The organism is Pseudomonas sp. Soil_N_39, assembly GCF_057655955.1.
Window position 1 is genome coordinate 50,616 of record NZ_JBDGLI010000003.1, and the last position, 24,408, is coordinate 75,023.

General features: G+C 60.4%; 22 protein-coding genes. 11 read left to right on the forward strand and 11 right to left on the reverse strand.

Annotated elements, in window-relative coordinates; translation table 11 throughout:
- Positions 1 to 6 precede the first annotated feature (6 nt).
- The 5 genes from AC3A5O_RS05020 to AC3A5O_RS05040 form a co-directional block, all read right to left on the reverse strand.
- Positions 7 to 1,497, reverse strand: coding sequence for an alginate export family protein (locus AC3A5O_RS05020; protein WP_122566554.1), 1,491 nt, complete (start codon positions 1,495 to 1,497; stop codon positions 7 to 9).
- A gap of 5 nt (positions 1,498 to 1,502) precedes the next feature.
- Positions 1,503 to 3,008 (reverse strand): alginate biosynthesis TPR repeat lipoprotein AlgK, encoded by a 1,506-nt coding sequence (gene algK / locus AC3A5O_RS05025; RefSeq protein ID WP_439800548.1) that lies wholly within the window; start codon positions 3,006 to 3,008, stop codon positions 1,503 to 1,505.
- 15 nt (positions 3,009 to 3,023) lie between these two features.
- Positions 3,024 to 4,193, reverse strand: a complete 1,170-nt coding sequence (locus AC3A5O_RS05030) for an alginate biosynthesis protein Alg44 (protein WP_122566537.1) — start codon at positions 4,191 to 4,193, stop codon at positions 3,024 to 3,026.
- A 35-nt stretch (positions 4,194 to 4,228) separates the two neighbouring features.
- A complete protein-coding gene (alg8, locus tag AC3A5O_RS05035) occupies positions 4,229 to 5,710 on the reverse strand; it encodes a mannuronan synthase (protein ID WP_436278738.1) in 1,482 nt (493 codons plus the stop codon).
- A 100-nt stretch (positions 5,711 to 5,810) separates the two neighbouring features.
- Positions 5,811 to 7,127, reverse strand: coding sequence for a nucleotide sugar dehydrogenase (locus AC3A5O_RS05040; protein ID WP_122566535.1), 1,317 nt, complete (start codon positions 7,125 to 7,127; stop codon positions 5,811 to 5,813).
- Positions 7,128 to 7,599: 472 nt separating this feature from the next.
- On the opposite strand from AC3A5O_RS05040, the gene AC3A5O_RS05045 reads away from it, so the two are divergent.
- Positions 7,600 to 7,854 (forward strand): hypothetical protein, encoded by a 255-nt coding sequence (locus AC3A5O_RS05045; RefSeq protein ID WP_163006757.1) that lies wholly within the window; start codon positions 7,600 to 7,602, stop codon positions 7,852 to 7,854.
- Between the two features lie 84 nt (positions 7,855 to 7,938).
- Here the strand turns inward: AC3A5O_RS05045 and yaaA are convergent, their stop codons facing one another.
- On the reverse strand, positions 7,939 to 8,718 hold the full coding sequence (gene yaaA, locus AC3A5O_RS05050; RefSeq protein WP_305468345.1) for a peroxide stress protein YaaA: 780 nt from the start codon (positions 8,716 to 8,718) through the stop codon (positions 7,939 to 7,941).
- A 308-nt stretch (positions 8,719 to 9,026) separates the two neighbouring features.
- Between yaaA and AC3A5O_RS05055 the strand changes: the two genes are divergently transcribed.
- From AC3A5O_RS05055 to AC3A5O_RS05080, 6 genes are all read left to right on the forward strand, one after another.
- Entirely contained in the window at positions 9,027 to 10,151 is a 1,125-nt protein-coding gene (locus AC3A5O_RS05055) for a polysaccharide deacetylase family protein (RefSeq protein WP_122566533.1), read from the forward strand.
- 336 nt (positions 10,152 to 10,487) lie between these two features.
- Positions 10,488 to 11,882, forward strand: coding sequence for a PhoH family protein (locus AC3A5O_RS05060; protein ID WP_122566532.1), 1,395 nt, complete (start codon positions 10,488 to 10,490; stop codon positions 11,880 to 11,882).
- 262 nt (positions 11,883 to 12,144) lie between these two features.
- On the forward strand, positions 12,145 to 12,618 hold the full coding sequence (moaC, locus tag AC3A5O_RS05065) for a cyclic pyranopterin monophosphate synthase MoaC (protein ID WP_058542774.1): 474 nt from the start codon (positions 12,145 to 12,147) through the stop codon (positions 12,616 to 12,618).
- The gene (moaD, locus tag AC3A5O_RS05070; protein WP_122566531.1) at positions 12,615 to 12,857 is read left to right on the forward strand and encodes a molybdopterin converting factor subunit 1; all 243 of its coding nucleotides are present in this window, start codon (positions 12,615 to 12,617) and stop codon (positions 12,855 to 12,857) included. The genes moaC and moaD overlap by 4 nt, the downstream gene beginning before the upstream one ends.
- Before the next feature lie 3 nt (positions 12,858 to 12,860).
- Positions 12,861 to 13,313 carry a molybdopterin synthase catalytic subunit MoaE gene (gene moaE / locus AC3A5O_RS05075; RefSeq protein WP_122566530.1) on the forward strand — a complete coding sequence of 151 codons (453 nt, stop codon included), beginning with the start codon at positions 12,861 to 12,863 and terminating at the stop codon, positions 13,311 to 13,313.
- 249 nt (positions 13,314 to 13,562) lie between these two features.
- Positions 13,563 to 14,339, forward strand: a complete 777-nt coding sequence (locus AC3A5O_RS05080; RefSeq protein WP_487752908.1) for an ABC transporter substrate-binding protein — start codon at positions 13,563 to 13,565, stop codon at positions 14,337 to 14,339.
- Positions 14,340 to 14,461: 122 nt separating this feature from the next.
- Here the strand turns inward: AC3A5O_RS05080 and AC3A5O_RS05085 are convergent, their stop codons facing one another.
- The 5 genes from AC3A5O_RS05085 to AC3A5O_RS05105 form a co-directional block, all read right to left on the reverse strand.
- Positions 14,462 to 15,088, reverse strand: a complete 627-nt coding sequence (locus AC3A5O_RS05085) for a helix-turn-helix transcriptional regulator (protein WP_122566528.1) — start codon at positions 15,086 to 15,088, stop codon at positions 14,462 to 14,464.
- Between the two features lie 87 nt (positions 15,089 to 15,175).
- Positions 15,176 to 16,303, reverse strand: a complete 1,128-nt coding sequence (locus tag AC3A5O_RS05090; RefSeq protein ID WP_122566527.1) for an NAD(P)/FAD-dependent oxidoreductase — start codon at positions 16,301 to 16,303, stop codon at positions 15,176 to 15,178.
- Between the two features lie 148 nt (positions 16,304 to 16,451).
- Positions 16,452 to 17,399: an ornithine cyclodeaminase family protein gene (locus AC3A5O_RS05095; protein ID WP_122567185.1), complete on the reverse strand. Its 948-nt coding sequence runs from the start codon at positions 17,397 to 17,399 to the stop codon at positions 16,452 to 16,454.
- Between the two features lie 123 nt (positions 17,400 to 17,522).
- The gene (rhlB, locus tag AC3A5O_RS05100; protein WP_122567184.1) at positions 17,523 to 18,986 is read right to left on the reverse strand and encodes an ATP-dependent RNA helicase RhlB; all 1,464 of its coding nucleotides are present in this window, start codon (positions 18,984 to 18,986) and stop codon (positions 17,523 to 17,525) included.
- Between the two features lie 98 nt (positions 18,987 to 19,084).
- Positions 19,085 to 19,741, reverse strand: a complete 657-nt coding sequence (locus AC3A5O_RS05105) for an alpha/beta hydrolase (protein WP_122567183.1) — start codon at positions 19,739 to 19,741, stop codon at positions 19,085 to 19,087.
- A gap of 472 nt (positions 19,742 to 20,213) precedes the next feature.
- On the opposite strand from AC3A5O_RS05105, the gene AC3A5O_RS05110 reads away from it, so the two are divergent.
- The 4 genes from AC3A5O_RS05110 (at position 20,214) to AC3A5O_RS05125 (ending at position 24,376) form a co-directional block, all read left to right on the forward strand.
- Positions 20,214 to 21,245, forward strand: coding sequence for an amino acid ABC transporter substrate-binding protein (locus tag AC3A5O_RS05110; RefSeq protein ID WP_122567182.1), 1,032 nt, complete (start codon positions 20,214 to 20,216; stop codon positions 21,243 to 21,245).
- 65 nt (positions 21,246 to 21,310) lie between these two features.
- Complete coding sequence (locus AC3A5O_RS05115) at positions 21,311 to 22,492, forward strand: amino acid ABC transporter permease (RefSeq protein ID WP_122567181.1); 1,182 nt, start codon at positions 21,311 to 21,313, stop codon at positions 22,490 to 22,492.
- A 10-nt stretch (positions 22,493 to 22,502) separates the two neighbouring features.
- Positions 22,503 to 23,600, forward strand: coding sequence for an amino acid ABC transporter permease (locus tag AC3A5O_RS05120; RefSeq protein WP_122567180.1), 1,098 nt, complete (start codon positions 22,503 to 22,505; stop codon positions 23,598 to 23,600).
- Positions 23,601 to 23,611: 11 nt separating this feature from the next.
- A complete protein-coding gene (locus AC3A5O_RS05125; protein ID WP_003178331.1) occupies positions 23,612 to 24,376 on the forward strand; it encodes an amino acid ABC transporter ATP-binding protein in 765 nt (254 codons plus the stop codon).
- Positions 24,377 to 24,408 lie beyond the last annotated feature (32 nt).

The window sequence follows — 24,408 nt, forward strand, 5'->3', positions numbered from 1 at the left end:
TTCGCATCAGAAGCGCCAGATCACGTCGACAAAGGCGCGATGCATGTACGAATCGACCTCTTTGCCGTAGGCGTCGCCTGGCTTGAACACGCCGCCACGAAAGCGCACCAGCGCCGACGGCTCATCTATGGACTGACTCAGCGCGGCCGGCAGCAGGCCTTGCTTGAAGTACTTGGTGACGACCAAGTCGACTTCCTGGCCAAGGTCCTTGTTACCGTCGCGCAGTGGCAGGGACGAGGTGGACAGGATTGCGCCGGTCACGTCGTCGGTGTTGTTTTCCACGGCGTTGATGCCGTTGCTGCCCACCGGCTTGTTGCCGTCCACGCGCCAGAACTTGTGGTACACAAGGCTGGCGTCGTATTCGTCACGCAGCTGCCAGGAACCGAACAGGCTGGCGCTCTGGGTGTTGGCCATTTCGCCACGGAACGCTTCGCCGAAGCGGTGCACGCGCGAGCGGGTACCCGTGAAGTTCGAGCGGTTGCTTTGCAGGCCGTTCTGTTCGTAGTCCTCGCTGGCGCGGGCATAGGCCGCACCGACTTGCCATTGCGGGTCCAGACGCAGGCGGATACCCAGGTCAGTGGCCCAGCCGTCCACGTCATCGCTGTGCTTGGCTTCTGTTGGGCGCGTGCCGTCGGCGTTGAGCGGATTGACGGTGTCACGGTCGCCGGTCATGCCGGTGAGGCTGGCCCAGTAGTTGACCGTGTTGGTGTTGCGCCAGTTGTAGGCGTCGCTGTTGGCTTCCAGGCCCAGCCAGGTCAAGTCGCCATTCTCGGTCTTGTCCAGGGTATCGGTGGCTTCGCCCGGGGTCGGGTAATCGAGGCTGCCATTGTCATGGGAATGGTGGGCGCGGATACCGGCCCACTGGCCTGGCATCCACTGGTAGCCCACGTCGCCATAGACGTGCAGGCGGTCCTTGTCCTTGGGGGACAATTCCTTGAGGTCGGTGCGGTATTCGCTGAAGCGTTCGGCCACGCCGAGGTTGGCTCGCAGCAAGGTGGTGTCGAAGGTCCAGTTCAGGGCTTCGATGTTGGTGTCGCGCCATTGGCCGTCGTCATTGCGCAGGCGCTGGCGACCGAACTTCAACTGCTCGCCCGGGTAGGGGGTCAGGCCGCGGTAGCCGATCCAGAACTCGCGCATGGCCAGGTAGCTTTTCTTGGCTTCGCGATCGCCGCTGTCGGTTTCTTGGGTGGCGCCGTCGGATTGTTGCAGGGTGTCGGTTTCGATGATGTCGCTGGACGTCACGGCCTGGGCCATGGCGTAGGCGCTCCAGGCGCCGCTTTCGCTTTCACCGTAGACCCACGGACGCAGGTCCAGGCCGACACCGTTAACGTCGCCACCGCTCTGGGTGCCGAGGTCGCGGTCGTCTTCGGACTGGCCGGTGATCTTCACTTCCAGGCCGAAGTTCTTGGTGTCAGTCAGGGCCGCCAGGCTCGGGCTGGACCACAACAGGGCAAACGACAGGCCAATACCAGCCTGTACAAAAGGATTGAGCTTCAAAAGCTTCATAGAGGTTCCTCGCCGTCATCTTCTTTTAGGGCTTGCAGTTCCAGCGTATCGGGGCTCATTGCGCCGCGAATGGCCTGCTCTTGTTGTAGCAGGCGTTGCGCTTGTGCAAGTTGCTGCGGCGGTAATTGTGCTTCGAGGGTTTGGGCAAGCTCGATGGCTTGCGGGGTGTTCTGCGCCTTGGCCAACTGACTGAACACATAAGCATTGACCGGGTTGGGCTTGGTGCCCTTGCCCTGGGAGAACAGCTGGGCAATGGCGAAGTCGGCGCTGTTCTGGCCGTTGCGGGCGGCCTTGAGCAGGTGGTCCAGGGCTTTTTGCGAGTACACCTGGCCCAGGTAACCGCGGCGATAGATCTGGCCGAGGTAGTAATCGGCGGCTACTTCGCGGCCAACGGCTTTCTGGAAATGCGCCTCGGCGGCCTTGGCATCGGCCGGGACCCACTTGCCTTCGTAGTAAAGCTTGCCCAGCAACAGCTCGGCGCGCGACTGGTCGGCGGCGCGGCCGTTTTCCAGGTATTGCATCATCTTGTCGACGTCACCCAGTTCCGGGAAGTCGTAGAGCAGTTGCGCCAGGCTGACCCAGGCAGCGGGGTAGCCGGGGGCGATGCCTTCGAGCAACGACTGGGCGGTCTTTTCGTCGGTCTTGCCCAGGCTGGCATCGGCCAGGACACGGGCGACGCTGTCCACGCGCTGGGCGGACACGACGCCACGGGCGTGACCGTCCTGCATCTGCTTGAGCAATTGGGCCTGTTGTTCCGGCTGGCCGCGTTTCTGATAGACCGTGGCCAGTTCGACGTAGCAGATGTCCGTGGTCGCCAGCGCGGCCTTGCAGACCTTCTCGACTTCATCCAGGTGCTGGTCGTAGGTGCCCTGGGTGCGGTAGAGCAGAATCTGCGCCAGGCCCGCTTCCGGGTAGCCGGCGCTGCGCCATTGGCTGATCTGCTGCTGGGCGTTGACGTTCGGGAAGCTGTGGGGATATTGCAGGTACAGCATTGCCAGCGGGATCAGGGTGTTGCCTTCGCCATTGGCGAAGGCTTTCTTCAACAGGCCTTCGGCTTCGTGTTTTTCCGCTTCGGTGGAACCGGGCTTGGCCACCAGCAGGCGACCCAGGCGCGCCTGGGCCCGTGGCGAGATATCGGCCGCGGCGCGGTAAGTCGCCTCGGCTTTTTTCATCTGCTCGGGGTCGCGGCTGTCCACCTGGATGTCGGCCAGGCCTACCTGGGCCTCGCTGTAGCCCAGGTCGGCCAGTTGCTGGTAGTTCTGCTGCGCCAACGCCGTGTCGCCGCGCTTGAGGGCTTCGTTGGCCAGGCGCTGGTCGGGCAGGCCGGCGCAACCGCTGAGGCCGATCGCCAGCGCCAGTGCACACAATGCATACCCCGTGTGGGAGCGAGCTTGCTCGCGAAGCAGGCCGCTCGGTGTACCAGACAGACCGCGTCGATCCCATCGCGAGCAAGCTCGCTCCCACAGGGAATGCGGTGCATTGTTGTTTTGTGGAGTGATCACGGGCATATCCTCGACTTAAATACCGACGGCCATGGCTTTGTCGATCAGCCAGTTCAGGTTCGGGCCACGGTCGCTGGTGACTTCTACCGGACGGCCGGCCAGCGAGCTGTCCAGGGGTTCGTCAGGCTGGATCAGCACACGGATATCGGAGGACAGGTCGGCACTTTTCAGGCTCGTGCTGCTGACGATCTTGCCGGTACGGGTGGTGTCTTCGCCGGCGACCTGGAAGCTGACCGGCGTGCCTGGGCGCACGTCGCCGAACTGGCGATAGGAGAAGCGCGCTTCGACGTTGGCTTCGGTGCCCCGTGGAACCAGTTGGAAGATCACGTCACCCTTGCTGGCGTATTGTCCGTTGGCGACCAGTTGCTGGGACACGATGCAGTCGCATGGGGAGGTCAGGGTGCCGGTCATCTGCTTGCCGAACAGCTCCTCGACCTTGGCCGGCTGCAACTGGTTGTCGTCCAGGTGACCCTTGAGCACATCGAGCATGCTGGTGCTGAAGGTCGCCAGCGGAGCGCCCTTGGCGGCAACGCCATCGGCTTTGACCAGGCTCTGCACGGTGCCGTCGCGCGGCATGGTGATGGCCATGCCCGGTACGTTCACCAGGCCTGCCTGGGCGTGGCTGACGAAGTACATGCCGTACACCGACTTGAAGATGAAACCGAACGCCGCCAGGCCAACGATGAAGATCCCCAGGCTGAAGGTCACGGCGCGCAGGCGACCGAAGGCACTCATGCCACCGTTTTCGTCTTTCTGCTTGCGAGCCTTGGTGAAGTTGTCGCGTTGCAGGGTCGCCAGCACGTCGCCGACACCGACGATGTCGCCGGCCAGGTGCGAGGTGATGATGTGACGCAGGGTCGAGATGTCACGTGGCTCCAGGTTCTGGAACTGGCAACCGGTGCGGCCGGTCTGGCGGTCGTAGGAACGGATCTGCAATTCCACGTCCATGGCCAGGCCAAGGTTGTCGATCACGAACTGCAGGCGAGCCTTGTAGGTCTCGCCAACCTTGAGCGGCAGTTGGCCGGCGTTGAAGCACAGCCCACCGGCGGACAGGTCCAGGACCTTGACTTCCATGGGCGTGCGGTCGGGACCGAAGAAGCGCAGCTTGGCCGGGATTTTGACCCGGGCGTGTTGGCGCTGGGCTTCGGATTCATGCACTACGTTGACATTCACGGCGGTGTTCATAGGGGCGATTTCCTGGTTAATTCATTCAAGTCCGGTCAGACCATCGTCAGCAGCACGGCGACAAAAATGCTGCCGGCGGAGAAGGTCATGGTCCGAGACGACCAAGTGTTGAACCAACGTTGAAAGCTGGCGAGATCACGGGTCAGGTGGGTGGGCTGGCGAGTCCAGGACTGTTGGTCGAGGCGGAAGAACACGTAGATCTTCACCAGGGCACCGACGATCTGGTTGTAATAGAGGATCGCCGGGTAGGCAGGGCCGATCCGGTGTCCGGAGCACGACAGCAGCAGGGTCAGCAGGAACCGGGTGATGCCGATCCACAGCAGGTACACCAAGATGAACGCGGTGCCGTACTTGAAGCTGGCGATCAGTGCCACGGTCAGGCCAAGCAGCGAGGTCCACATCGACACCCGCTGGTCGAACAGCACCACCGAGGTGAACAGGCCCAGACGGCGCATGCCCAGGCCCAGTGCCCGGGAGTTCTGCCGCAGGTTGTTGCCGTACCAGCGAAACATCAGCTTGCGGCTGGCCTTGATGAAGCTCTTCTCCGGCGGATGCTCGACGGTGTTGATCGCCGCATCGGGCACGTAGAACGTGTCGTAGCCCAGGCGCATCAGGCTGAACCAGCTCGACTTGTCATCGCCGGTCAGGAACTTGAAGCGACCCAGGCGCCAGTGTTGCAGCGAGTCGCTTTCCACGTCGGCGATGAAGTCCGGGTTGGTGACCACGGTGGCGCGGAACACCGACATCCGCCCGGTCATGGTCAGCACGCGCTTGGACAAGGCCATGGAGCACATGTTGATGTGACGCTGGGCGAAGCGCAGCTTGTGCCACTCGCTCATGATGTAGCCGCCGCGCACTTCGCAGAACTCGTTGGTGGTCAGGCCGCCGACATTGCCGAACAGCTGGAACCACGGCACGGTCTTGCGCACGACGCCTTCGGCGAGCACGGTGTCGCCATCGATCACGGCGACCACGGCGCGATCGTCCGGCAGGTGGCGGGAGATGGCGCGGAAGCCGTAGGCCAAGCCGTCACGCTTGCCGGTGCCTGGGATACGCACGAAGTCCAGCTTGACCCGTTCTGGCGGGTTCATGCGGGCCCAGAGGCTCTTGACCAACAGTTCGTCGGACATTTCCACGATGGAGCAGACCACGGTGGTGGGCAGCTCGCAGTCGATGGCCTCGCGGATCACCGAGCCATACACTTGTGCAGTGGTCAGCGCGTCGATCCGAAAGCTGGTGACCATCAGGTACACGTGGGACGGATCCGCCGCCTTGCCCAGCTTGCGGACCTTGCGGCGCAGGTGTGGGTAGACGATGTACAGGAAGATCATGCCGCGCACGAAATGCGTTGCTCCCATGGAGTAACGCCAGATGCCCACGGCGCCGATCAGGAAAATGAAGTCCTTGGATTCGGAGTCGAACGTGGACGTGGGCAGCGCCATGGCGATGCCCATCAATAAACTCAAGTAAAACAGCCAACCGGCGGCCTGAAGCAGGCCGTGCTTTAGCCTGTGCATAATCTGCATCCGTCTCTATCTCGGGCGGGCCTTGTGGGCGGCCCGATGGGTTAAGGCAGGCGAAAGGCCGGCCGAGGCATGCCCCGGCCGGCAAACAGACTTACCAGCAGATGCCTTCGGTCCGGCCACTCGGGTTGGAGGCCTTGGACATGAAGCCGACCAGGTCGATGACCTGCTTGCCTTCCGGTACGTTTTCGGTCAGCGCGCGGAACTTCTCGTCGCGGTTACCCAGGATGATGATGTCGGAGCTGTCGATCACCGAGTCGAAGTCGGCGTTGAGCAAGGACGAGACGTGAGGAATCTTCGACTCGATGTAATCCTTGTTCGCACCGTGGACGCGGGCGTATTCGACGTTGCTGTCGTAGATCTTCAGGTCGAAACCCTTGCCGATCAGCATTTCCGCCAGTTCCACCAGCGGGCTTTCACGCAGGTCGTCGGTGCCGGCCTTGAAGCTCAGACCCAGCAGGGCGACTTTGCGCTTGTCGTGGCTGGAAACGATGTCGAAGGCGTTCTGCACCTGGGACTCGTTGCTGCGCATCAGCGAGTTGAGCAGCGGCGCTTGCACGTCCAGGGCGCCGGCGCGGTAGGTCAGGGCGCGAACGTCCTTGGGCAGGCAGGAACCGCCGAAAGCGAAGCCTGGGCGCATGTAGTACTGGGACAGGTTCAGGGTCTTGTCCTGGCAGACCACGTCCATCACTTCACGACCATCGACACCGACGGCCTTGGCGATGTTGCCGATCTCGTTGGCGAAGGTCACCTTGGTGGCGTGCCACACGTTGCAGGTGTACTTGATCATCTCGGCGACGGCGATGTCCTTGCGGATGATCGGCGCGTCGAGCTCTTCGTACAGCGACTGCAGAACGTCACCGGAGGCGGTGTCGAACTCACCGATAACGGTCATTGGCGGCTGGTCGTAGTCTTTGATCGCGGTGCTTTCGCGCAGGAACTCAGGGTTCACCGCGACACCGAAATCGACGCCGGCTTTCTTGCCGGAGCAGTCTTCCAGGATCGGGATGACAACGTTTGCCACGGTACCCGGCAACACGGTGCTGCGTACGACGATGGTGTGGCGGGTGGTCTTGTCACGCAGGACAAAACCGATCTCGCGGCACACGGCCTCGATGTAGTTCAGTTCCAGGTCGCCGTTCTTTTTGCTCGGTGTACCGACGCAAATCATCGACAAGTCAGTATCGCGAATGGCTTCGGCGAAGTTGGTAGTACCGCGCAGTCGACCTGTTTGAATGCCTTGCGCCAATAGCTCGCCAAGACCCGGTTCAACGATGGGCGATTTGCCGGCGTTGATCATGTCGATTTTGTCTTTGGCGACATCTACGCCAACTACGTCATGGCCCCGTGCAGACAGGCAACCGGCACATACTGCACCGACGTAACCCAAACCAAATATGCTAATGCGCATCGCATTTCCCTCTGTTTTTCACGCCATTAAATGGCCGGAGTTAATAGTGTTCAGCGGTCATAGTGCACTCGGAAGTGTGGAATGCAGGCGCCACAATGCCGTGTGCAGGCATACTAAGTTCCGAGTGTCTAAATAAATGCACTCAAGTTGTGCGCAATGTGGCCTAGTTGTTATGACCTGCCCTGTTATGCAGCCAGTCCTCGTTATCGGGAACGCTCGTGCAAAGGTCCTTCACTTCCGACTCCTGGCAAAAAGCCCACAAAATCAGAAGCTTGTGTGCTCGGGTGAGCACGTTATAGGGGCGCAGCCTTGGCCTTGTAGGGGATAGTAATGGTGCGTTATCTCCTGTCCTTTATAAGATGGATCCAAATAGGCGACCGTTTCGCTAAATTGCCATGACAACTTGGTTACTTGGATCGACGGCCTATGTAAGTCTTCTCTTACACGCTCCGTGAGAATCGTTACGGGTGGTATGAGCCGTGCAATTTCACATAGTTCCGATCCGCTCATCGCGATTTTCGAAATTTTTCGAAATATTATCGAAGATGGCACTGCCCTCAATATGATGGCACTTGCCGTTTCATCCTTTATTAATGGGGAGTTAGGAGGGGGGGATAGTTTTGTGCCACTACCGATAAAAATTTTTGGTGCCACTACGCAAAAAACTGACGAGTGTCGAGTGAAAGAAAAGTTAGCGGGGGAGTGGGCCGATTTATTGGCGTCATGAAACTGGCGAAACAGGTGGGGAACTAAGATGACAGATCGGGGCTTGATCGAAGCCCCTGATCAGAGAGCGATATAAGGTTATGCCTTATTCGGGAGCGTGATCGCGCAAGAACACCAGTTTGTCCTGGCTCGACTGTTGTGCGTTGAAGCGGTAGCCCTGCACATCGAATTGGCGGAGTGCCGCAGGGTCGTTGATGCGTTCTTCAATGACGAAGCGACTCATCAGGCCCCGGGCTTTTTTGGCGTAGAAGCTGATGATCTTGTACTGGCCATTTTTCAAGTCGCGGAATTCGGTATCGATGACGCGCGCTTTCAATGCGCTGCGCTTGACCGCCGAAAAGTACTCATTGGACGCCAGGTTCAGCAGTACGTCGTCGCCTTGTTCGGCCAGGGCTTCGTTCAGCCATTCGCTGATGCGTGTGCCCCAGAAGGCATACAGGTCCTTGCCCCGGGCATTGGCCAGCTTCGTGCCCATCTCCAGGCGATAGGGCTGCATCAGGTCCAATGGCCGCAGCAGGCCGTAAAGGCCGGAGAGCATGCGCAAGTGTTGCTGGGCATAGTCGAAATCGGCTTCGCCAAAGCTTTGCGCATCCAGGCCCGTGTACACGTCGCCCTTGAAGGCCAGCAGCGCCTGCTTGGCGTTGGCCGGGGTGAACGCCGGCGTCCAGCTGCCGAATCGCGCGGCATTGAGGCCGCCGATCTTGTCGGAGACGTGCATCAACTCGCTGATCTGTGCCGGCGAGAGTTCGCGCAGCTGTTCGATCAGTTCCTGGGAATGATCCAGGTACTGCGGCTGGGTAAAACGCGCGGTAGCCGGCGGTGTTTCGTAGTCGAGGGTCTTGGCGGGGGAAATCACCATCAGCATGCAATCGTCTCCTTGAAGGTGCGGCGATTCTAGGGGGTTGTCCGGGTGGACTCCAGCTATTGGGGTGATAGGTGATGGATGGGCGAGTATTGACGGGCATTTTTGGTAAGGGAGGTGTGGGAGCAAAGTCTGTGGGAGCAAAGCTTGCTCGCGATGAACGATGGCGCAGTCTTGCAGATGGACCGTGTCGCCTGCATCGCGAGCAAGCTTTGCTCCCACAGGACTGCTCCCCAAGTCCGCTGATCACAAGGGGATTACACCAGGATCGGCTATGATGCCGCGCGGGTTTCGTTATGGAGACATCCCTTTTGCGTATCGCCCTTCTGTTATTGGCCTGGTTGTTGAGCCTGGGCGCCAGTGCCGCGCCCAACGACGTCGCCACCCTGGACCGCAGCACCTGGCCGGAACAACTCACCAGCCCGACGCTGTTCGATGTGGCCTCGCGGGCCGAGATCCTGATGTTCGCCCGGGGGTTGCTGGACGTCGATGCCATGGACGAAATCGCGCTCAAGCAGTACCTGGGGCTGCGCACGGTCAATATGGCCGCGATTGATGCCCTACGCGCACGGCTGTGGCAGCGGCTGTTGACCAACTACAACTTTGCCCAGCGCAGTTGCGATCAGGATGCGTCCTTCTGTTATCTGGTCGAGGACATGGCGACCCTGCGCGAAGAGGCCCGCAGGTTCCATCTGGATGACAATTCCTACTACATCAAGTGGGCGGCACCGAGCCAGATCTTTCATACCCAATACCGCGATGAACTACTGCGTAAAGCCGCGCTTTTTCCGCAAACCAGCAGTGAAATCGCCCGTTTCGGTGATTACGAGCGCAACGGCGAGGACATGAACGACCGGCTGTTCCTGCTGACCTTCGACAGCGCTGCCAACGTTGTGCCGGACAACACCTCGTGGCTGACCGACTACCTGCGCAAGGCGAACATGAACGGCACCTTCTTCGTGCTGGGCAAGGACATCCAGGCGCGACTGGAAGAGCGCTCGGCCAACAGTCTTCAGATGTTGTATGCCGGACAGTGCGTGGGTGTGCAGGGCTGGGAGTTTCGTTCCCACAGCCATTGGCAGGACTGGCAAGACTCGGTCCGGCGCAGTGTCGAGCTGGTCAAGGGCAAGCTGCCCGAGAATTATGTGCCGCTGTTCCGCCCGCCCCAAGGCCAGCGTCGTGGCGATGCCGAAGGGTTTTTCCGGCAGCAGGGCTTGCAGGTGGCGTTGTGGGATATCGACCCCCAGGACAGCGGCAATCGGCTCAAGCCTGAGCAAAGCGCCCAGCGTGTGCTGACCCTGATGCTGTTGTGGCGCCACGGGGTGATCAATTTCAACGCCAAGCAGGATGGGGTGAAAACGGCGGTGCCCTGGCTCATGGCGCAGACGGCGCAGAGCGGGATCGGTTGGGCTGACTGTCAGGAGGCGTTTCGCTGAAACCGGCAAAGGCCCGGAAACATTGGGGAAGGAGGAAAACCCGGGACACATTCATGACAACCGGACTTCCGACTTTAACGGTGCAATGGCGGTACGCCAAGGGTTATTCGTCACTCTGAAAAATAAACTTCAAAAAAGCGTCAAAGTGCTTTTTCCTGTCATGGTTTTTGGAGTATCAAGAAGTCAGACCGCCGAAACCTGCAACACAGGTGGCGTCTTCCAAGACCCAGATTGTGTGCAGTTCACCTGAATCCTCGCGGGTGAATTCGGTGGCTACCTCGAGGCGCAGCACTGTCAAGGTATTGCGTCGAATGGCCCCCACATAGGTGACCGAGTATGGATGACCACGGACGTAGCCTTTCCTCCAACCAGCCAATCCTCTATGTACTCGATACCAACGTATTGATCCACGATCCAAACGCGCTCCTGAACTTCGAAGAACACCACGTTGCCATCCCGATGACCGTGCTTGAGGAGCTGGACAAGCTCAAGAGCGGACACCACAGCGTTGCGGCCGAATGCCGGCAGGCGATCCGTCTGATCGACAAGACCTTGGGTGATGCCTCCCCGGAAGACGTTGAACTCGGCGTGCCGATCCAGCGCGGCAAGAGTGGTCCCAAGGGCCTGCTTTCGATCCTGATGAGCAAGCGCACCGAACCCAATCTGGTGCTGCCTGAACACCTGAACGACAACATCATCATCAACCAGTTGATCGACCTGCACGCGCGCAACAAGGACCAGGCCGTGGTGTTGGTGACCAAAGACATCAACATGCGCCTCAAGGCCCGCGCCTGCGGGATCGCGGCGGAGGACTACAGCACCGACCAACTGGTCGACGACGTTTCGCTGTTGCCCAACGGCTACCACACCATGACCGGCTCATTCTGGGACCGTGTGAGCAAGGTCGAGACCCGCCAGGACCATGGTCGCACCTGGCACCAGGTGCAACTGATCGACAACCTGCCGGCCGTGCACATCAACGAGTTCATCATCGACGAACAAGGCTTCGTCGGCTGGATCAAGGAAATCCATGTCGACAAACTGCTGATCCTCGACCTGCACCAGGAACCGCTGCTGCACCAGGAAGCCTGGGGCCTCAAGCCTCGTGACATCTACCAGAGCCTGGCCCTGTTCGCCTTGCTCGACCCCGATATCCACCTGGTCAACCTGTCCGGCGCCGCCGGTTCCGGTAAGACCATCCTGGCCCTGGCCGCCGCCATCGAGCAGACCATGGTCAGCAAACGCTACCGGCGTATCATCGCCACCCGCAGCGTGCAGGGCCTGGACCAGGAAATCGGTTTCCTGCCCGGCACCGAGGCGGAAAAAATGGAGCCGTGGCTGGGGGCGATCACCGATAACCTCGAAGCCTTGCACATGGATGACGAAAGCACCCATGGCAGCGTCGACTACATCCTCAGCAAAGTGCCGTTGCAGTTCAAATCCCTTAACTACATTCGCGGGCGCAGCTTCCAGCAGAGCCTGATCCTGATCGACGAATGCCAGAACCTGACCCCGCACCAGATGAAAACCATCATCACCCGTGCCGGTGCCGGTTCCAAAGTGGTGTGCCTGGGTAACCTGGCGCAGATCGACACCCCTTACCTGTCCGCGACCAGCTCCGGGCTGACCTACCTGACCGAACGTTTCAAGGACTTCCCCAACGGGGTCCACATCACCCTGCAGGGCGTACCGCGCTCGATCCTGGCCGAATACGCCGAATCCCATCTGTAACTGACCATCACAACCGGGCGACCTCAAGGTCGCCCGGTTTTTGGTGCCCGATAAATAACCCCCTGTGGGAGCGAGCTTGCTCGCGATCGCGGTGTGTCAGCCAAATATTTTTATCTGATACACCGCGATCGCGAGCAAGCTCGCTCCCACAGGGTTTTTTGCGGTGACTTCCGAATCCAAGGCGCAAGTGGGTGCGACAATCAGCCCTGCCGGAATCTGACCCACAGGTTTACAATCGACACTCCCGATCAGGAGTAACCCTGTGCTGACTCATCTCGATTCCCAAGGTCGCGCCAATATGGTCGACGTGACCGACAAGGCCGTGACCTTCCGTGAAGCCACGGCCGAGGCCTTTGTGCGCATGCTGCCCGACACGCTGCAGATGATCGTCAGCGGCGGTCATCCCAAGGGCGATGTGTTCGCCGTCGCGCGCATTGCCGGCATCCAGGCTGCCAAGAAAACCAGTGACCTGATTCCGCTCTGCCACCCGCTGCTGCTCACCGGCGTCAAGGTCGAGCTCAACGCCGAAGGCGAGGATCGGGTGCGCATCGTCGCCCGCTGCAAACTGTCGGGGCAGACCGGCGTGGAAATGGAAGCTCTCACCGCCGCCAGCGTCGCCGCGCTGACCATTTATGACATGTGCAAGGCCGTCGACCGTGGCATGACCATCGAAGGCGTGCGAGTGCTGGAGAAACTCGGCGGCAAGAGCGGCCATTTCCAGGCGGATGCGTCATGAAGATTACCGTGAAGTTCTTTGCCCGTTACCGTGAAGCGCTTGGCGTGGATTCGCTCAAGGTAGAAGGTGATTTCGCCACAGTCGACGATGTGCGCGCACTGCTCGCCCAGCGGGACGGTGCCGAAGTGCTGAAGGAGCAAAACCTGATGTGCGCGCGCAACGAAGACCTGTGCCAGCTCGACGAACCGTTGGCGGACGGTGATGAAGTCGCGTTCTTCCCCACCGTGACCGGAGGCTGAACCATGGCGATTCGTGTGCAGGTCGAACCGTTCGACGCAGGGGGCGAAGTCAATGCGATGCACGCGGCCAATGTCGGCGTGGGGGCGGTGGTGAGCTTTGTCGGCTACGTGCGTGATTTCAATGACGGCCTCGATGTGTCCGGGATGTTCCTGGAACATTACCCGGGCATGACCGAAAAAGCCCTGGGCAAGATCGCCACCGAGGCCGAGCAGCGCTGGCCGCTGCTCAAGCTGGAGGTGCTGCACCGTATCGGCGCGCTGGAACCGGGCGAGCCGATTGTCTTCGTCGCGGCCGCCAGTGCCCATCGCCAGGCGGCGTTCGACGCCTGCGCCTTTGTCATGGACTACCTCAAGACCCGTGCGCCGTTCTGGAAAAAGGAAAACACCGTCGACGGCCCGCGCTGGGTTGAAGGGCGGGACAGTGATCATGCGGCGGCGGATCGCTGGAAGCAGTAGGCAGCCTCTTTGTTATTGGCGGCTGTCAGTCCGCCATCGCGAGCAAGCTCGCTCCCACACTGGATCTTTGTTGTACCCGGATCCCCTGTGGGAGCGAGCTTGCTCGCGATAAGGCCATCAACCTCCCATCACATTCCCCTGCCTACCGATTGACGATATGTACATTAAAGTCCAGTATGGATTTATAAGTACAAATCAGCTGCGCCCACCTTTCTCTGCCAAACCAACAACAACCCGCGAGAGAACATCATGAGCAAATTCCCCCTCATCACTGGCCTGGCCTTGAGTCTGTTGGCCTCCAGCAGCCTGTTCGCCGCAGAGAAAACCCTGCGCATCGGCATCGAAGCGGCTTATCCGCCGTTTGCTTCCAAGACTTCGGAAGGGAAGATCGAAGGGTTCGACTACGACATCGGCAATGCCCTGTGCGCGCAGATGCAGGTCAAGTGCGAATGGATCGAGAGTGAGTTCGATGGGCTGATCCCCTCGCTGAAGGTGAAGAAGATCGACCTGGCGTTGTCGTCCATGACCATCACCGAAGAACGCAAGAAGTCGGTGGATTTCACCCACAAGTACTACTTCACCTCATCGCGCCTGGTCATGAAGGAAGGAGCGGTGGTCGATGACCAGTACGCCAGCCTCAAGGGCAAGACCGTGGGCGTGCAGCGAGCCACCACCACTGACCGCTACGCCACTGAAGTGCTCGAACCCAAGGGTGTGATCGTCAAGCGCTACAGCAACAACGAAGAAATCTACATGGACCTGGCATCCGGTCGCCTGGACGCGATTTTCGCCGACACCATCCCGCTGGAAGACTTCCTGTCGATGCCTCGCGGTAAGGGCTATGCGTTTGTCGGCCCCGAGCTTAAGGATCCGAAATATGTGGGTGAGGGCGCTGGTATTGCGGTGCGCAAAGGCAATACCCAATTGGTGGCGGACTTGAACAAGGCCATCGATGGGATTAGGGCCAATGGGGAGTATCAGAAGATCCAGGCCAAGTATTTCAAGTCAGACATCTACGGCGACTGATACATCGCCTTCGCGAGCAAGCTCGCTCCCACATTGGATCTCATAGAACACAAATAGTGTGTTCTACACGGATCCCCTGTGGGAGCGAGCTTGCTCGCGATGAGGCCAGGCAACCCAAAACCTCAGCCCTTCAGTTCCTTCAAATGCTTGTACACCGTCGCCCGCCCCATGTTCAGCACATTGGCCACATAGTTGGACGCGCTCTTGCCCTTGAACGCGCCTTCGGCATGCAGCGCCAGCACCAACTCGCGTTTGTGATCGCGGGTCAACAGGTTCAGGCTCAGCTGGCGTTCGCGCATCCAGGCGTGCAGGAAGGTGTTGATTCGCTCCTGCCAGTCATCGCGAAACAGTGAATCCGGCTGGGGAATCAATTTGCCCGGCGACAGGAACAGATCCAACGCGGCCTTGGCATTTTCGAACAACGAAATATTCAAGTTGATGCACAGCACCGCCAGCGGATGACCGTTGGCGTCGCGCAGCACGCTGCTGAGGCTGCGAATCTTCTGTCCGTCCCAGTTCAGTTTTTCGTACGGCCCGATGTTCCGTTCGCTGACGTCCTCACTGAGCATGTCTTCCAGGGACGAGTCATCGCCAATCTCGCGCTTGGACAGGTTATTGGCGATGTAGTCGACTTTCTGGCTGCGCAGGTCGTGCAGCACCACTTCGGCGTGGGGGTAGAACAGCGTGGCGATAGCGTCGGCGATGGTGCGGAAGTTTTCCAGCGCAGGATCGGGTGGCGAAGCGGTCATGACAGGGCTCCAGGCAGCGTCAGCGCCCCGTGGAACAGGGGCGCGGGGAGTGTGCCGCAATCGTGGCGATGCGTCACCTCGGTTGGCTCACCCCAGGCGCTTGGGGGAGAGCATGGCGCTGCTCAGGCCGAAACGGGCCAGGGCCTCGGGCAGCGGTTCGCCACGCACCAGCGCCGCGCTGGCCTGGCCCATGGCCGGTGACGTCTGGATGCCGTAGCCGCCCTGGGCCGCGACCCAGAACAGCCCGGCCACCTGTGGATCGAAACCGGACAGCAGATCACCGTCGTGGACGAAACTGCGCAATCCGGCCCAAGTGCGGGTCGGGCGGCGGATGGTCAGAGTGGTGGCTTCTTCGATCTGGTAGATGCCCATGGCGATGTCCAATTCTTCCGGCTGCACGTCGTGGGGTTCCACCGGGTCGGCGTTGGCCGGCGAGCCGAGGAACATGCCGGCGTCGGGCTTCATGTAGAAGGATTCGTCCAGGCTCACCAGCATTGGCCAGTCATGGATATCCACGCCCTCGGGGCCAGCAAAAATGAACGCCGCACGCCGTTTGGGTTGCAGGCCCAGTTTCCGGGCACCGGCCATTTCGGCAATGTGATCGGCCCAGGCACCGGCCGCATTGATCACGATGGGGGCGGTGAAGGTCTGGTTGGCAGTCTTCACCTGCCAAAGTCCCTGGTCGTCGCGGCTCAGGCCTAGCACTTCGCTGTCGGTGTGCACATCGCCGCCGCTGCGACGGATGCCGCGCAAGTAGCCCTGGTGCAGCGCATCGGTGTCGATGTCGCAGGCCGTCGGGTCATAGATCGCCCCGTGGACCTTGTCCCGCCGCAGGATCGGCAGCCGCACACAGGCTTCGTCGGCGCTGAGCAGTTGCATCTGCGGCACCGTGGCCTTGGCGCTCAGGTACTGATTGTTCAGCTCGGCCGGGTCGCCGGTGAAGTCCACGGTCATTTCGCCCCGTGGACTCAACAACGGGTGCTCGCAGAAACCGGCTGGCGGGGCGTCGAAAAAATCCCGGCTGGCCTGGGTCAGCGCCCGCACCTGCGGGGTGCCGTAGGCGGCACTGTACAGCGCCGCCGAGCGTCCGGTGGAGTGGTAGGCCGGATGGGATTCGCGCTCGAGCACAATCACCCGGCCGTGGGGTGACAGCCAGTAACCGGTGGAAGCACCGGCAATGCCGCCGCCGATGATGATGAAGTCTGCTTGTGTCATGAATTCTCCTGCGGAGCATGTGCTCGGGAACTCGAAGCCCCCTGTGGGAGCGAGCTTGCTCGCGATGGCGGTGGATCAGTCACTCTCAATATCGACTGTCAGGCCACCACCGCGAGCAAGCTCGCTCCCACAAGAGAATCGGGGGATGTCAGTTGTGAAGTCGATACAGGGCATTCGCCAGCGCAACATCCTCCAGCCCCAGGCCGATGGAGCGGAAGAACACATGGCGTTGGTAGTCGGGACGCGCCACGTGTTCGCTGAGCAATTCAGGCAAGTCACCGACGATGCGCGACGCCTCCCAGCCGTGCTGTTCGCTGGCGATGAGCATTTCACCGGCCGAGCCCGAGGTGGTCTGACGATAGTCGCAGAACACGTCCATGTCGTTGAGGCGCTGGGGCGGTATTTCGTGGGCACGTGGGGCGTTGGTGCTGATGGAAGTGATCAGTGCCGGTTTGCCCAGGGTCTGCGGGTCAAAGACGGCGTTGGCGGACGAGGTGCAGAGCATCACCACGTCGGCATCGTGCAGCGCCGCTTCAAGGCTGTCGGCGATTTGCAGGCGAGGGTCCAGGTCGGTGATGGAGGCAAGTTCTTGTGCCGACTTGGCCTTCAGGCCTGGCGAATAGAGGCTGATAGCTTGCCAGTCCCGCAGGTCCTTGACGTAGTGCACGTGCGCCCGGGCCACCGCGCCGCTGCCGATGACCGCCAGGCGCCTGGCGTTGTCCGGTGCAAGGGCATCGACGGCGACGGCGGTGGTCGCGGCGGTACGGGCAGTGGTCAGCTCGGCGGCATCGCACAGCAGCAGCGGCTGGCCGGTCTGCATCGACATCAGCAAGGTCCAGGCGGTCACTAATGGGCCTTGCTCGCGCACGATATAGGGCGAGGTCTTGACCCCGTAGACCTGGTCTTCGGCCAGCACGCCCAAGTAGTTGATGAAGTCCCCGGCGCCTTGGGGAAACGCCACCCATTGCTGGGGCGGCTGCACCGCTTGCCCGGCTGCGAGATCACGGAACAGCTTGCGCAGGATGTGCGGCACGTCGATTTGCCCAAGCAGTTCGCGGGCCTGGGCTTGGGTCATCACAAAGGGCGTGTTGGGCATGGAGGCTCCGGGTGCTTAATAAACTAATTTGTCCATTATGGACTTTTAGTTTTGTTGAGCAATATCCCGGGGCAAAAAAAAGCGCAGCCGGTCCTGGCTGCGCTTTTTGCTCTGTGGCGACGGTTAAGGGCGCTTGCGCTCGACCGGTCGCAACAGGTGGGTCGGAGGCATTTCACAACTGATCTTGCGACCCAGCAACGCCTCGATCGACGGCAGCTGGTAGGAGTCATCTTCACCGGCGAAGCTGATCGAAACCCCAGCGGCCCCGGCACGACCCGTACGGCCGATACGGTGCACGTAGTCGTCCGGGACTTCCGGCAGGGTGAAGTTGATCACGTGGCTGATGCCGTCGATGTGGATACCACGACCGGCCACGTCGGTGGCAACCAGCACGCGGATCTTGCCCTCGCGGAAACCTTCGAGGGTCTTGATGCGCTTGTGCTGGGGCACGTCGCCCGAAAGCTGGGCGGCGTTGACGCCATCGCGCACCAGGCGTTCTTCGATGCGCCGCACTTCGTCCTTGCGGTTGGCGAACACCATCACGCGCTCCCAACCGTTGTCGTTGACCAGGTTGTAGAGCAGCTTGTATTTGTCGGCACCGGCGACTGCGTAGATGTGTTGCTCGACGTTTTCGCTGGCGACGTTCTCGGCTTCGATCTCGACGATGGCCGGGTCGGTGGTCCACTGCTTCGCCAGGTTCATCACGTCTTCGGTGAAGGTGGCGGAGAACAGCAGGGTCTGGCGTTCGCTTTTCGGTGGGGTCTGGCGAATGATCTGGCGCACTTGCGGAATGAAGCCCATGTCGAGCATGCGGTCGGCTTCGTCCAGCACCATCACTTCGACCATATCCAAGTGCACGTCGCCGCGCTGGTTGAAATCCAGCAGGCGGCCCGGCGTGGCGACCAGGATATCGCAATGGCGGGCTTCGAGGTGCTTGAGCTGCTTGTCGAAATCCATGCCACCCACGAACGTCATGACGTTCAGGCCGGTGTACTTGGTCAGGTCGGCGGCGTCCTTGGCGATCTGCACCACCAGCTCGCGGGTCGGCGCGATGATCAGCGCCCGCGGTTCGCCCATGTAGCGTTCCTTGGGCGGTGGGGTCTGCAGCAATTGGGTGATGATGGAGATCAGGAACGCGGCGGTCTTGCCGGTGCCGGTCTGGGCGCGACCGATGGCGTCTTTGCCGGCGAGGGTGTAGCCCAGCACCTGCGCCTGGATCGGCGTGCAATATGGGAAACCCAGGTCCTGGATGGCATGCATCAGTTCCGGGGCGAGCTTGAAGTCGTGGAAGCGCGTCTTGCCTTCCTGGGGTTCTACGGCGAAGTCCTCGAGTTTCCAGGCGACGACCGGCGGTTTCGGTGCGCGTTCGCGGCGCGGCCGGGGGGCTTCGTTGCGTGGTGTCTCGGGCTCGGGGGGCGTAACAGGCTGGGCGACGGGTTCTTGTTTCGCCTGTGCAACGGGGGCCGCCCGGCGCGGTTGTTGCGCATCGGTACGGCTCGGGCCGTGGGTCGGCGCAGGGGAGCCAGGCGCGAGTTGCTCGGCCTCGCTTTTACCGAACATCTTCTTGAGTGCTTTGAGCACGGTCATCTCATCGATTGGTTAAGGAATGTACGCCGGCCAGTGTAATGCAAGAAACGGGCGCGGCGTAGTGGGATCGTCAAAGGACCGGCGTGGCGATTGGCCGCTTAGCGCAACCGTTCGGCCAGCCAGGTGCCGATGTCGTGAATCTCCTCGGGTAACACTTCGTGGCCCATTGGGTATTCCTGCCATGTCACGGTGACACCATGCTGCTTTAAATACTCTTTTGCGGTCCGGCCCATGGGATTGAGTACCACTTCGTCGTATTGGCCGTGCAGCGCCAGCACCGGAATGCGTTGCTGGCTGGCCGACAGTTGCAGTTCATCGCTGAACGTCGGTGCATAAGTAGACAGCGCGATCACGCCGCCCAGTGGCCCCTGCCATTTCACGAAGGCAGTGTGATAGACCACCGCGCCACCTTGGGAGAAACCGGCGAGGAAAATCCGCGAGGCGTCTATTCCGCTGGCTCGCTGGGTTTCGATCAGGCCAATGACCCGTTGCGCCGAGGCTTCGAGTTGCTGCTCGTCAATGGCCCGCGCCGGGCTCAAGGCACGGATGTCGTACCAACTGGGCATCTCATAGCCGCCGTTGATCGTTACTGGCTGGGTGGGGGCCTGGGGTAGAACGAAACGGGTCTGGGTCAACGTTCGCTGCAATATTTCGGCGACCGGCATGAAATCATAACGATCTGCACCCAGGCCGTGGAGCCAGATAACGCACGCATCAACAGTGCCGCTGGGCTCGAGAATCAAGGGGTCGGTCATGGTTGTGCTCCAAATCTGTGCGGGTGCGCTCAATCAGTGCGTGATTACAGTGCGCTCCCGGTGCCTCAGTTAATTAGATGTCGCAAAGTTGAAAGTTTTTGTCTTGACGTGTTTTACATGGCCCAAGCGCAGCGGTCTGGTACGGGCTTTGCTATGGGGTAGCTGAGTGATGATTCTTGCGCTGCGCGGTAACACTATCAGTTAGACGCGCCGCATGGGATATCAGAAATCCGGTGATGAATGTTCGCCAATAGCCGCTACGGGCTTCGCGAACGTGAAGGGCTACAGCCCGTTCGGCCGTTTGGTGAGAGATGGGCATGACCACTGTTTACGGACATCCTCATTATTAGACTCATAGCGAAGGTCCAGACGTCGGTTGACCCTAAAAAAAGCCAACAAGGGTCGGCAATGCCCCATAAGGGTGCGACAGGGCTCGAGCTCCGACACAACAAGAGCAAAACTGGAGGTTTGAATGAAGTTACTGAAATCCACCCTGGCAGTCGTGACTGCAGCAGCAGTACTCGGCGTCAGTGGGTTCGCTCAGGCGGGTGCAACCCTGGATGCCGTACAGAAGAAAGGTTTTGTGCAGTGTGGTGTGAGTGATGGCCTGCCGGGTTTCTCGGTGCCTGATTCCACCGGCAAGATTCAGGGTATCGACGCCGACTTCTGTCGCGCCGTGGCCGCTGCCGTATTCGGCGATGCGACCAAGGTCAAATTCAGCCAATTGAATGCCAAGGAGCGTTTCACCGCGCTGCAGTCCGGCGAAATCGACATCCTGTCACGCAACACCACCATGACCAGCTCCCGTGATGCCGGCATGGGCTTGGTGTTCCCAGGCTTCATTACCTACTACGACGGCATCGGCTTCCTGGTCAACAACAAGTTGGGCGTCAAAAGCGCCAAGGAACTGGACGGCGCAACCATCTGCATCCAGGCCGGTACCACCACCGAACTGAACGTCTCCGACTACTTCCGCGGCAATGGCCTGAAGTACACCCCCATCACTTTCGACACTTCCGATGAAAGCGCCAAGTCGCTGGAATCCGGTCGCTGCGATGTGCTGACCTCCGACAAGTCCCAGCTGTTCGCCCAGCGCAGCAAGCTGGCTTCGCCGAAGGACTACGTGGTTCTGCCAGAAACCATTTCCAAGGAGCCACTGGGCCCGGTCGTGCGTAATGGCGACGAAGAGTGGTCGAAAATAGTGCGCTGGACTGGCAATGCCATGCTCAACGCTGAAGAAGCCGGCATCACTTCGAAAAACGTCGAAGCCGAAGCCAAGTCCACCAAGAACCCGGACGTCGCCCGTATGCTCGGCGCTGACGGTGAATACGGCAAGGACCTGAAGCTGCCGAAAGACTGGGTCGTGCAGATCGTCAAGCAAGTCGGCAACTACGGTGAAGTGTTCGAGCGCAACCTCGGCAAGGGTACTCCGCTGGAAATCGATCGCGGCCTGAACGCTCTGTGGAACGCTGGCGGCATTCAATACGCACCACCAGTGCGCTGATGGTTCTATCACCCGGTGGGCCAACCACCGGGTGATGTTCTGTTCCATTCCTTGCGGGGCACTTCATGCAAAATTCAATCGGCGCACCTAAGCAGAGGCTCAGCCTCAGCGATCCACGAGTGCGTGCGTGGGTATTTCAGATCGTCACCATCGTGGCGGTTATTTCGTTGGGCTGGTTTCTGTTCGATAACACGCAGACCAACCTCGAGCACCGGGGCATCACTTCCGGTTTCAGCTTCCTGGAGCGCAGTGCCGGTTTTGGCATCGCTCAAACCCTGATCGACTACACCGAAGCGGACAGCTATGCCCGCGTCTTTGTCATCGGGTTGCTCAACACACTGCTGGTGACGTTCATCGGCGTGATCCTGGCAACGATCCTCGGTTTCATCGTCGGCGTGGCCCGACTGTCGAAAAACTGGATCATCGCCAAAGTAGCGACGGTGTATGTGGAGGTTTTCCGCAACATCCCGCCGCTGCTACAGATCCTGTTCTGGTATTTCGCGGTGTTCCTGACCATGCCGGGGCCGCGCAACAGCCATAACTTCGGCGACACCTTCTTTGTCAGCAGCCGCGGCCTCAACATGCCGGCGGCGCTGGTGGCGGAAGGGTTCTGGCCGTTCGTGGCCAGTGTCGTGCTGGCGATTGTCGCCATCGTGCTGATGACCCGCTGGGCCAACAAGCGCTTCGAAGCGACCGGCGAGCCGTTCCATAAGTTCTGGGTGGGCCTGGCGCTATTCCTGGTAATCCCAGCGTTGTGCACGCTGATCTTCGGTGCTCCCGTGCATTGGGAAATGCCGGAGCTCAAGGGTTTCAACTTTGTCGGTGGCTGGGTACTGATTCCGGAATTGCTGGCCTTGACCCTGGCGCTGACGGTGTATACCGCGGCGTTCATCGCCGAGATCGTGCGTTCGGGCATCAAGTCGGTCAGCCATGGCCAGACCGAGGCGGCTCACTCGCTGGGTCTGCGCAACGGTCCGACCCTGCGCAAGGTGATCATCCCGCAAGCCCTGCGCGTGATCATCCCGCCGTTGACCAGCCAATACCTGAACCTGGCGAAGAACTCCTCCCTGGCAGCCGGTATCGGTTACCCGGAAATGGTTTCGCTGTTTGCCGGCACGGTGTTGAACCAGACCGGCCAGGCCATCGAGGTGATCGCGATCACCATGAGTGTGTACCTGGCGATCAGTATCAGCATTTCCTTGCTGATGAACTGGTACAACAAGCGCATTGCGCTGATCGAGCGGTGAGGAAAAGCGCATGACATCCCATACTTTCAAACCTGATATGCCGCCGCCGAGCAAAGTGTTCGGGCCGATGGCATGGATGCGCGCGAACATGTTCTCCAGCTGGCTCAATACGCTGCTGACGCTGTTCGCGTTCTACCTGATTTACCTCGTGGTCCCGCCGATCCTCAGTTGGGCTATCCTCGATGCCAATTGGGTCGGCACCACCCAGGCCGACTGCACCAAGGAAGGCGCCTGCTGGGTGTTCATCCAGCAGCGTTTCGGCCAGTTCATGTACGGCTATTACCCGACGGATCTGCGCTGGCGCGTAGATCTGACCGTGTGGCTGGCCGTGCTCGGTGTTGCGCCGCTGTTCATCTCGCGCTTCCCGCGCAAGGCGATCTACGGCCTGAGCTTCCTGGTGCTGTACCCGATCATTGCCTGGTGCCTGTTGCACGGTGGGGTGTTCGGTCTGGCCACGGTGGCAACCAGCCAATGGGGCGGCCTGATGCTGACCCTGGTGATCGCCACTGTCGGTATCGCCGGCGCGCTGCCACTGGGCATCGTCCTGGCCCTGGGCCGGCGCTCGAACATGCCGGCGATTCGCGTGGTCTGCGTGACCTTCATCGAGTTCTGGCGCGGTGTGCCGTTGATCACGGTGCTGTTCATGTCGTCGGTGATGCTGCCGCTGTTCCTGCCCGAAGGCATGAACTTCGACAAGCTGCTGCGGGCATTGATCGGGGTGATCCTGTTCCAGTCGGCCTACGTGGCCGAAGTGGTGCGCGGCGGCCTGCAAGCCATTCCCAAGGGCCAGTACGAAGCGGCCGCGGCGATGGGCCTGGGGTACTGGCGCAGCATGGGTCTGGTGATTCTGCCGCAAGCCTTGAAGATGGTCATCCCGGGTATCGTCAACACCTTCATTGCGTTGTTCAAGGACACGAGCCTGGTGATCATCATCGGCTTGTTCGACCTGCTCAACAGTGTGAAACAAGCTGCCGCCGACCCGAAATGGCTGGGCATGGCCACTGAAGGCTATGTGTTCGCCGCCCTGGTGTTCTGGATTTTCTGTTTTGGTATGTCCCGCTATTCCATGCATTTGGAACGCAAGCTGGACACTGGCCACAAGCGTTAGGAGCGTAGTTTATGAGTGAAGCGATCAAACAGCCTGTGAGCCCTGAAGGCATTATTCAGATGCAGGGCGTCAACAAGTGGTACGGCCAGTTCCACGTGTTGAAAGACATCAACCTGAACGTCAAGCAGGGCGAGCGTATCGTGCTGTGCGGCCCTTCGGGCTCCGGCAAGTCCACCACCATCCGCTGCCTCAACCGTCTGGAAGAGCACCAGCAGGGTCGCATCGTGGTCGACGGCGTGGAACTGACCAACGACCTCAAGCAGATCGAAGCGATCCGCCGTGAAGTCGGCATGGTGTTCCAGCATTTCAACCTGTTCCCGCACCTGACCATCCTGCAGAACTGCACCCTGGCGCCGATGTGGGTACGCAAGATGCCCAAGCGCAAGGCCGAGGAAATCGCCATGCACTACCTGGAGCGCGTACGCATTCCAGAGCAGGCGCACAAATACCCGGGCCAGCTCTCCGGCGGTCAGCAACAGCGTGTGGCCATCGCCCGTGCCCTGTGCATGAAACCGAAAATCATGCTGTTCGACGAGCCGACTTCGGCCCTCGACCCGGAAATGGTGAAAGAGGTACTGGACACCATGATCGGCCTGGCCGAAGACGGCATGACCATGCTCTGCGTGACCCACGAAATGGGCTTCGCCCGCACTGTGGCTAACCGCGTGATCTTCATGGACAAGGGGGAAATCGTCGAACAGGCCGCGCCGAACGACTTCTTCGACAACCCGCAGAACGACCGCACCAAGCTGTTCCTGAGCCAGATCCTGCATTGATCCCTTAGGCAATGAAATAAGCCCGGACTTGT

Bases quoted from the DNA above. Each gene is read 5' to 3' on its own strand.
- AC3A5O_RS05030 (WP_122566537.1), bottom strand. From the start codon at position 4,193: ATGAACACCGCCGTGAATGTCAACGTAGTGCATGAATCCGAAGCCCAG.
- alg8 (WP_436278738.1), bottom strand. From the start codon at position 5,710: ATGCACAGGCTAAAGCACGGCCTGCTTCAGGCCGCCGGTTGGCTGTTT.
- AC3A5O_RS05040 (WP_122566535.1), bottom strand. From the start codon at position 7,127: ATGCGCATTAGCATATTTGGTTTGGGTTACGTCGGTGCAGTATGTGCC.
- AC3A5O_RS05045 (WP_163006757.1), top strand. From the start codon at position 7,600: ATGAGCCGTGCAATTTCACATAGTTCCGATCCGCTCATCGCGATTTTC.
- yaaA (WP_305468345.1), bottom strand. From the start codon at position 8,718: ATGCTGATGGTGATTTCCCCCGCCAAGACCCTCGACTACGAAACACCG.
- AC3A5O_RS05060 (WP_122566532.1), top strand. From the start codon at position 10,488: ATGGATGACCACGGACGTAGCCTTTCCTCCAACCAGCCAATCCTCTAT.
- moaD (WP_122566531.1), top strand. From the start codon at position 12,615: ATGAAGATTACCGTGAAGTTCTTTGCCCGTTACCGTGAAGCGCTTGGC.
- moaE (WP_122566530.1), top strand. From the start codon at position 12,861: ATGGCGATTCGTGTGCAGGTCGAACCGTTCGACGCAGGGGGCGAAGTC.
- AC3A5O_RS05080 (WP_487752908.1), top strand. From the start codon at position 13,563: ATGAGCAAATTCCCCCTCATCACTGGCCTGGCCTTGAGTCTGTTGGCC.
- AC3A5O_RS05085 (WP_122566528.1), bottom strand. From the start codon at position 15,088: ATGACCGCTTCGCCACCCGATCCTGCGCTGGAAAACTTCCGCACCATC.
- AC3A5O_RS05090 (WP_122566527.1), bottom strand. From the start codon at position 16,303: ATGACACAAGCAGACTTCATCATCATCGGCGGCGGCATTGCCGGTGCT.
- AC3A5O_RS05095 (WP_122567185.1), bottom strand. From the start codon at position 17,399: ATGCCCAACACGCCCTTTGTGATGACCCAAGCCCAGGCCCGCGAACTG.
- rhlB (WP_122567184.1), bottom strand. From the start codon at position 18,986: ATGACCGTGCTCAAAGCACTCAAGAAGATGTTCGGTAAAAGCGAGGCC.
- AC3A5O_RS05105 (WP_122567183.1), bottom strand. From the start codon at position 19,741: ATGACCGACCCCTTGATTCTCGAGCCCAGCGGCACTGTTGATGCGTGC.
- AC3A5O_RS05110 (WP_122567182.1), top strand. From the start codon at position 20,214: ATGAAGTTACTGAAATCCACCCTGGCAGTCGTGACTGCAGCAGCAGTA.
- AC3A5O_RS05115 (WP_122567181.1), top strand. From the start codon at position 21,311: ATGCAAAATTCAATCGGCGCACCTAAGCAGAGGCTCAGCCTCAGCGAT.
- AC3A5O_RS05120 (WP_122567180.1), top strand. From the start codon at position 22,503: ATGACATCCCATACTTTCAAACCTGATATGCCGCCGCCGAGCAAAGTG.
- AC3A5O_RS05125 (WP_003178331.1), top strand. From the start codon at position 23,612: ATGAGTGAAGCGATCAAACAGCCTGTGAGCCCTGAAGGCATTATTCAG.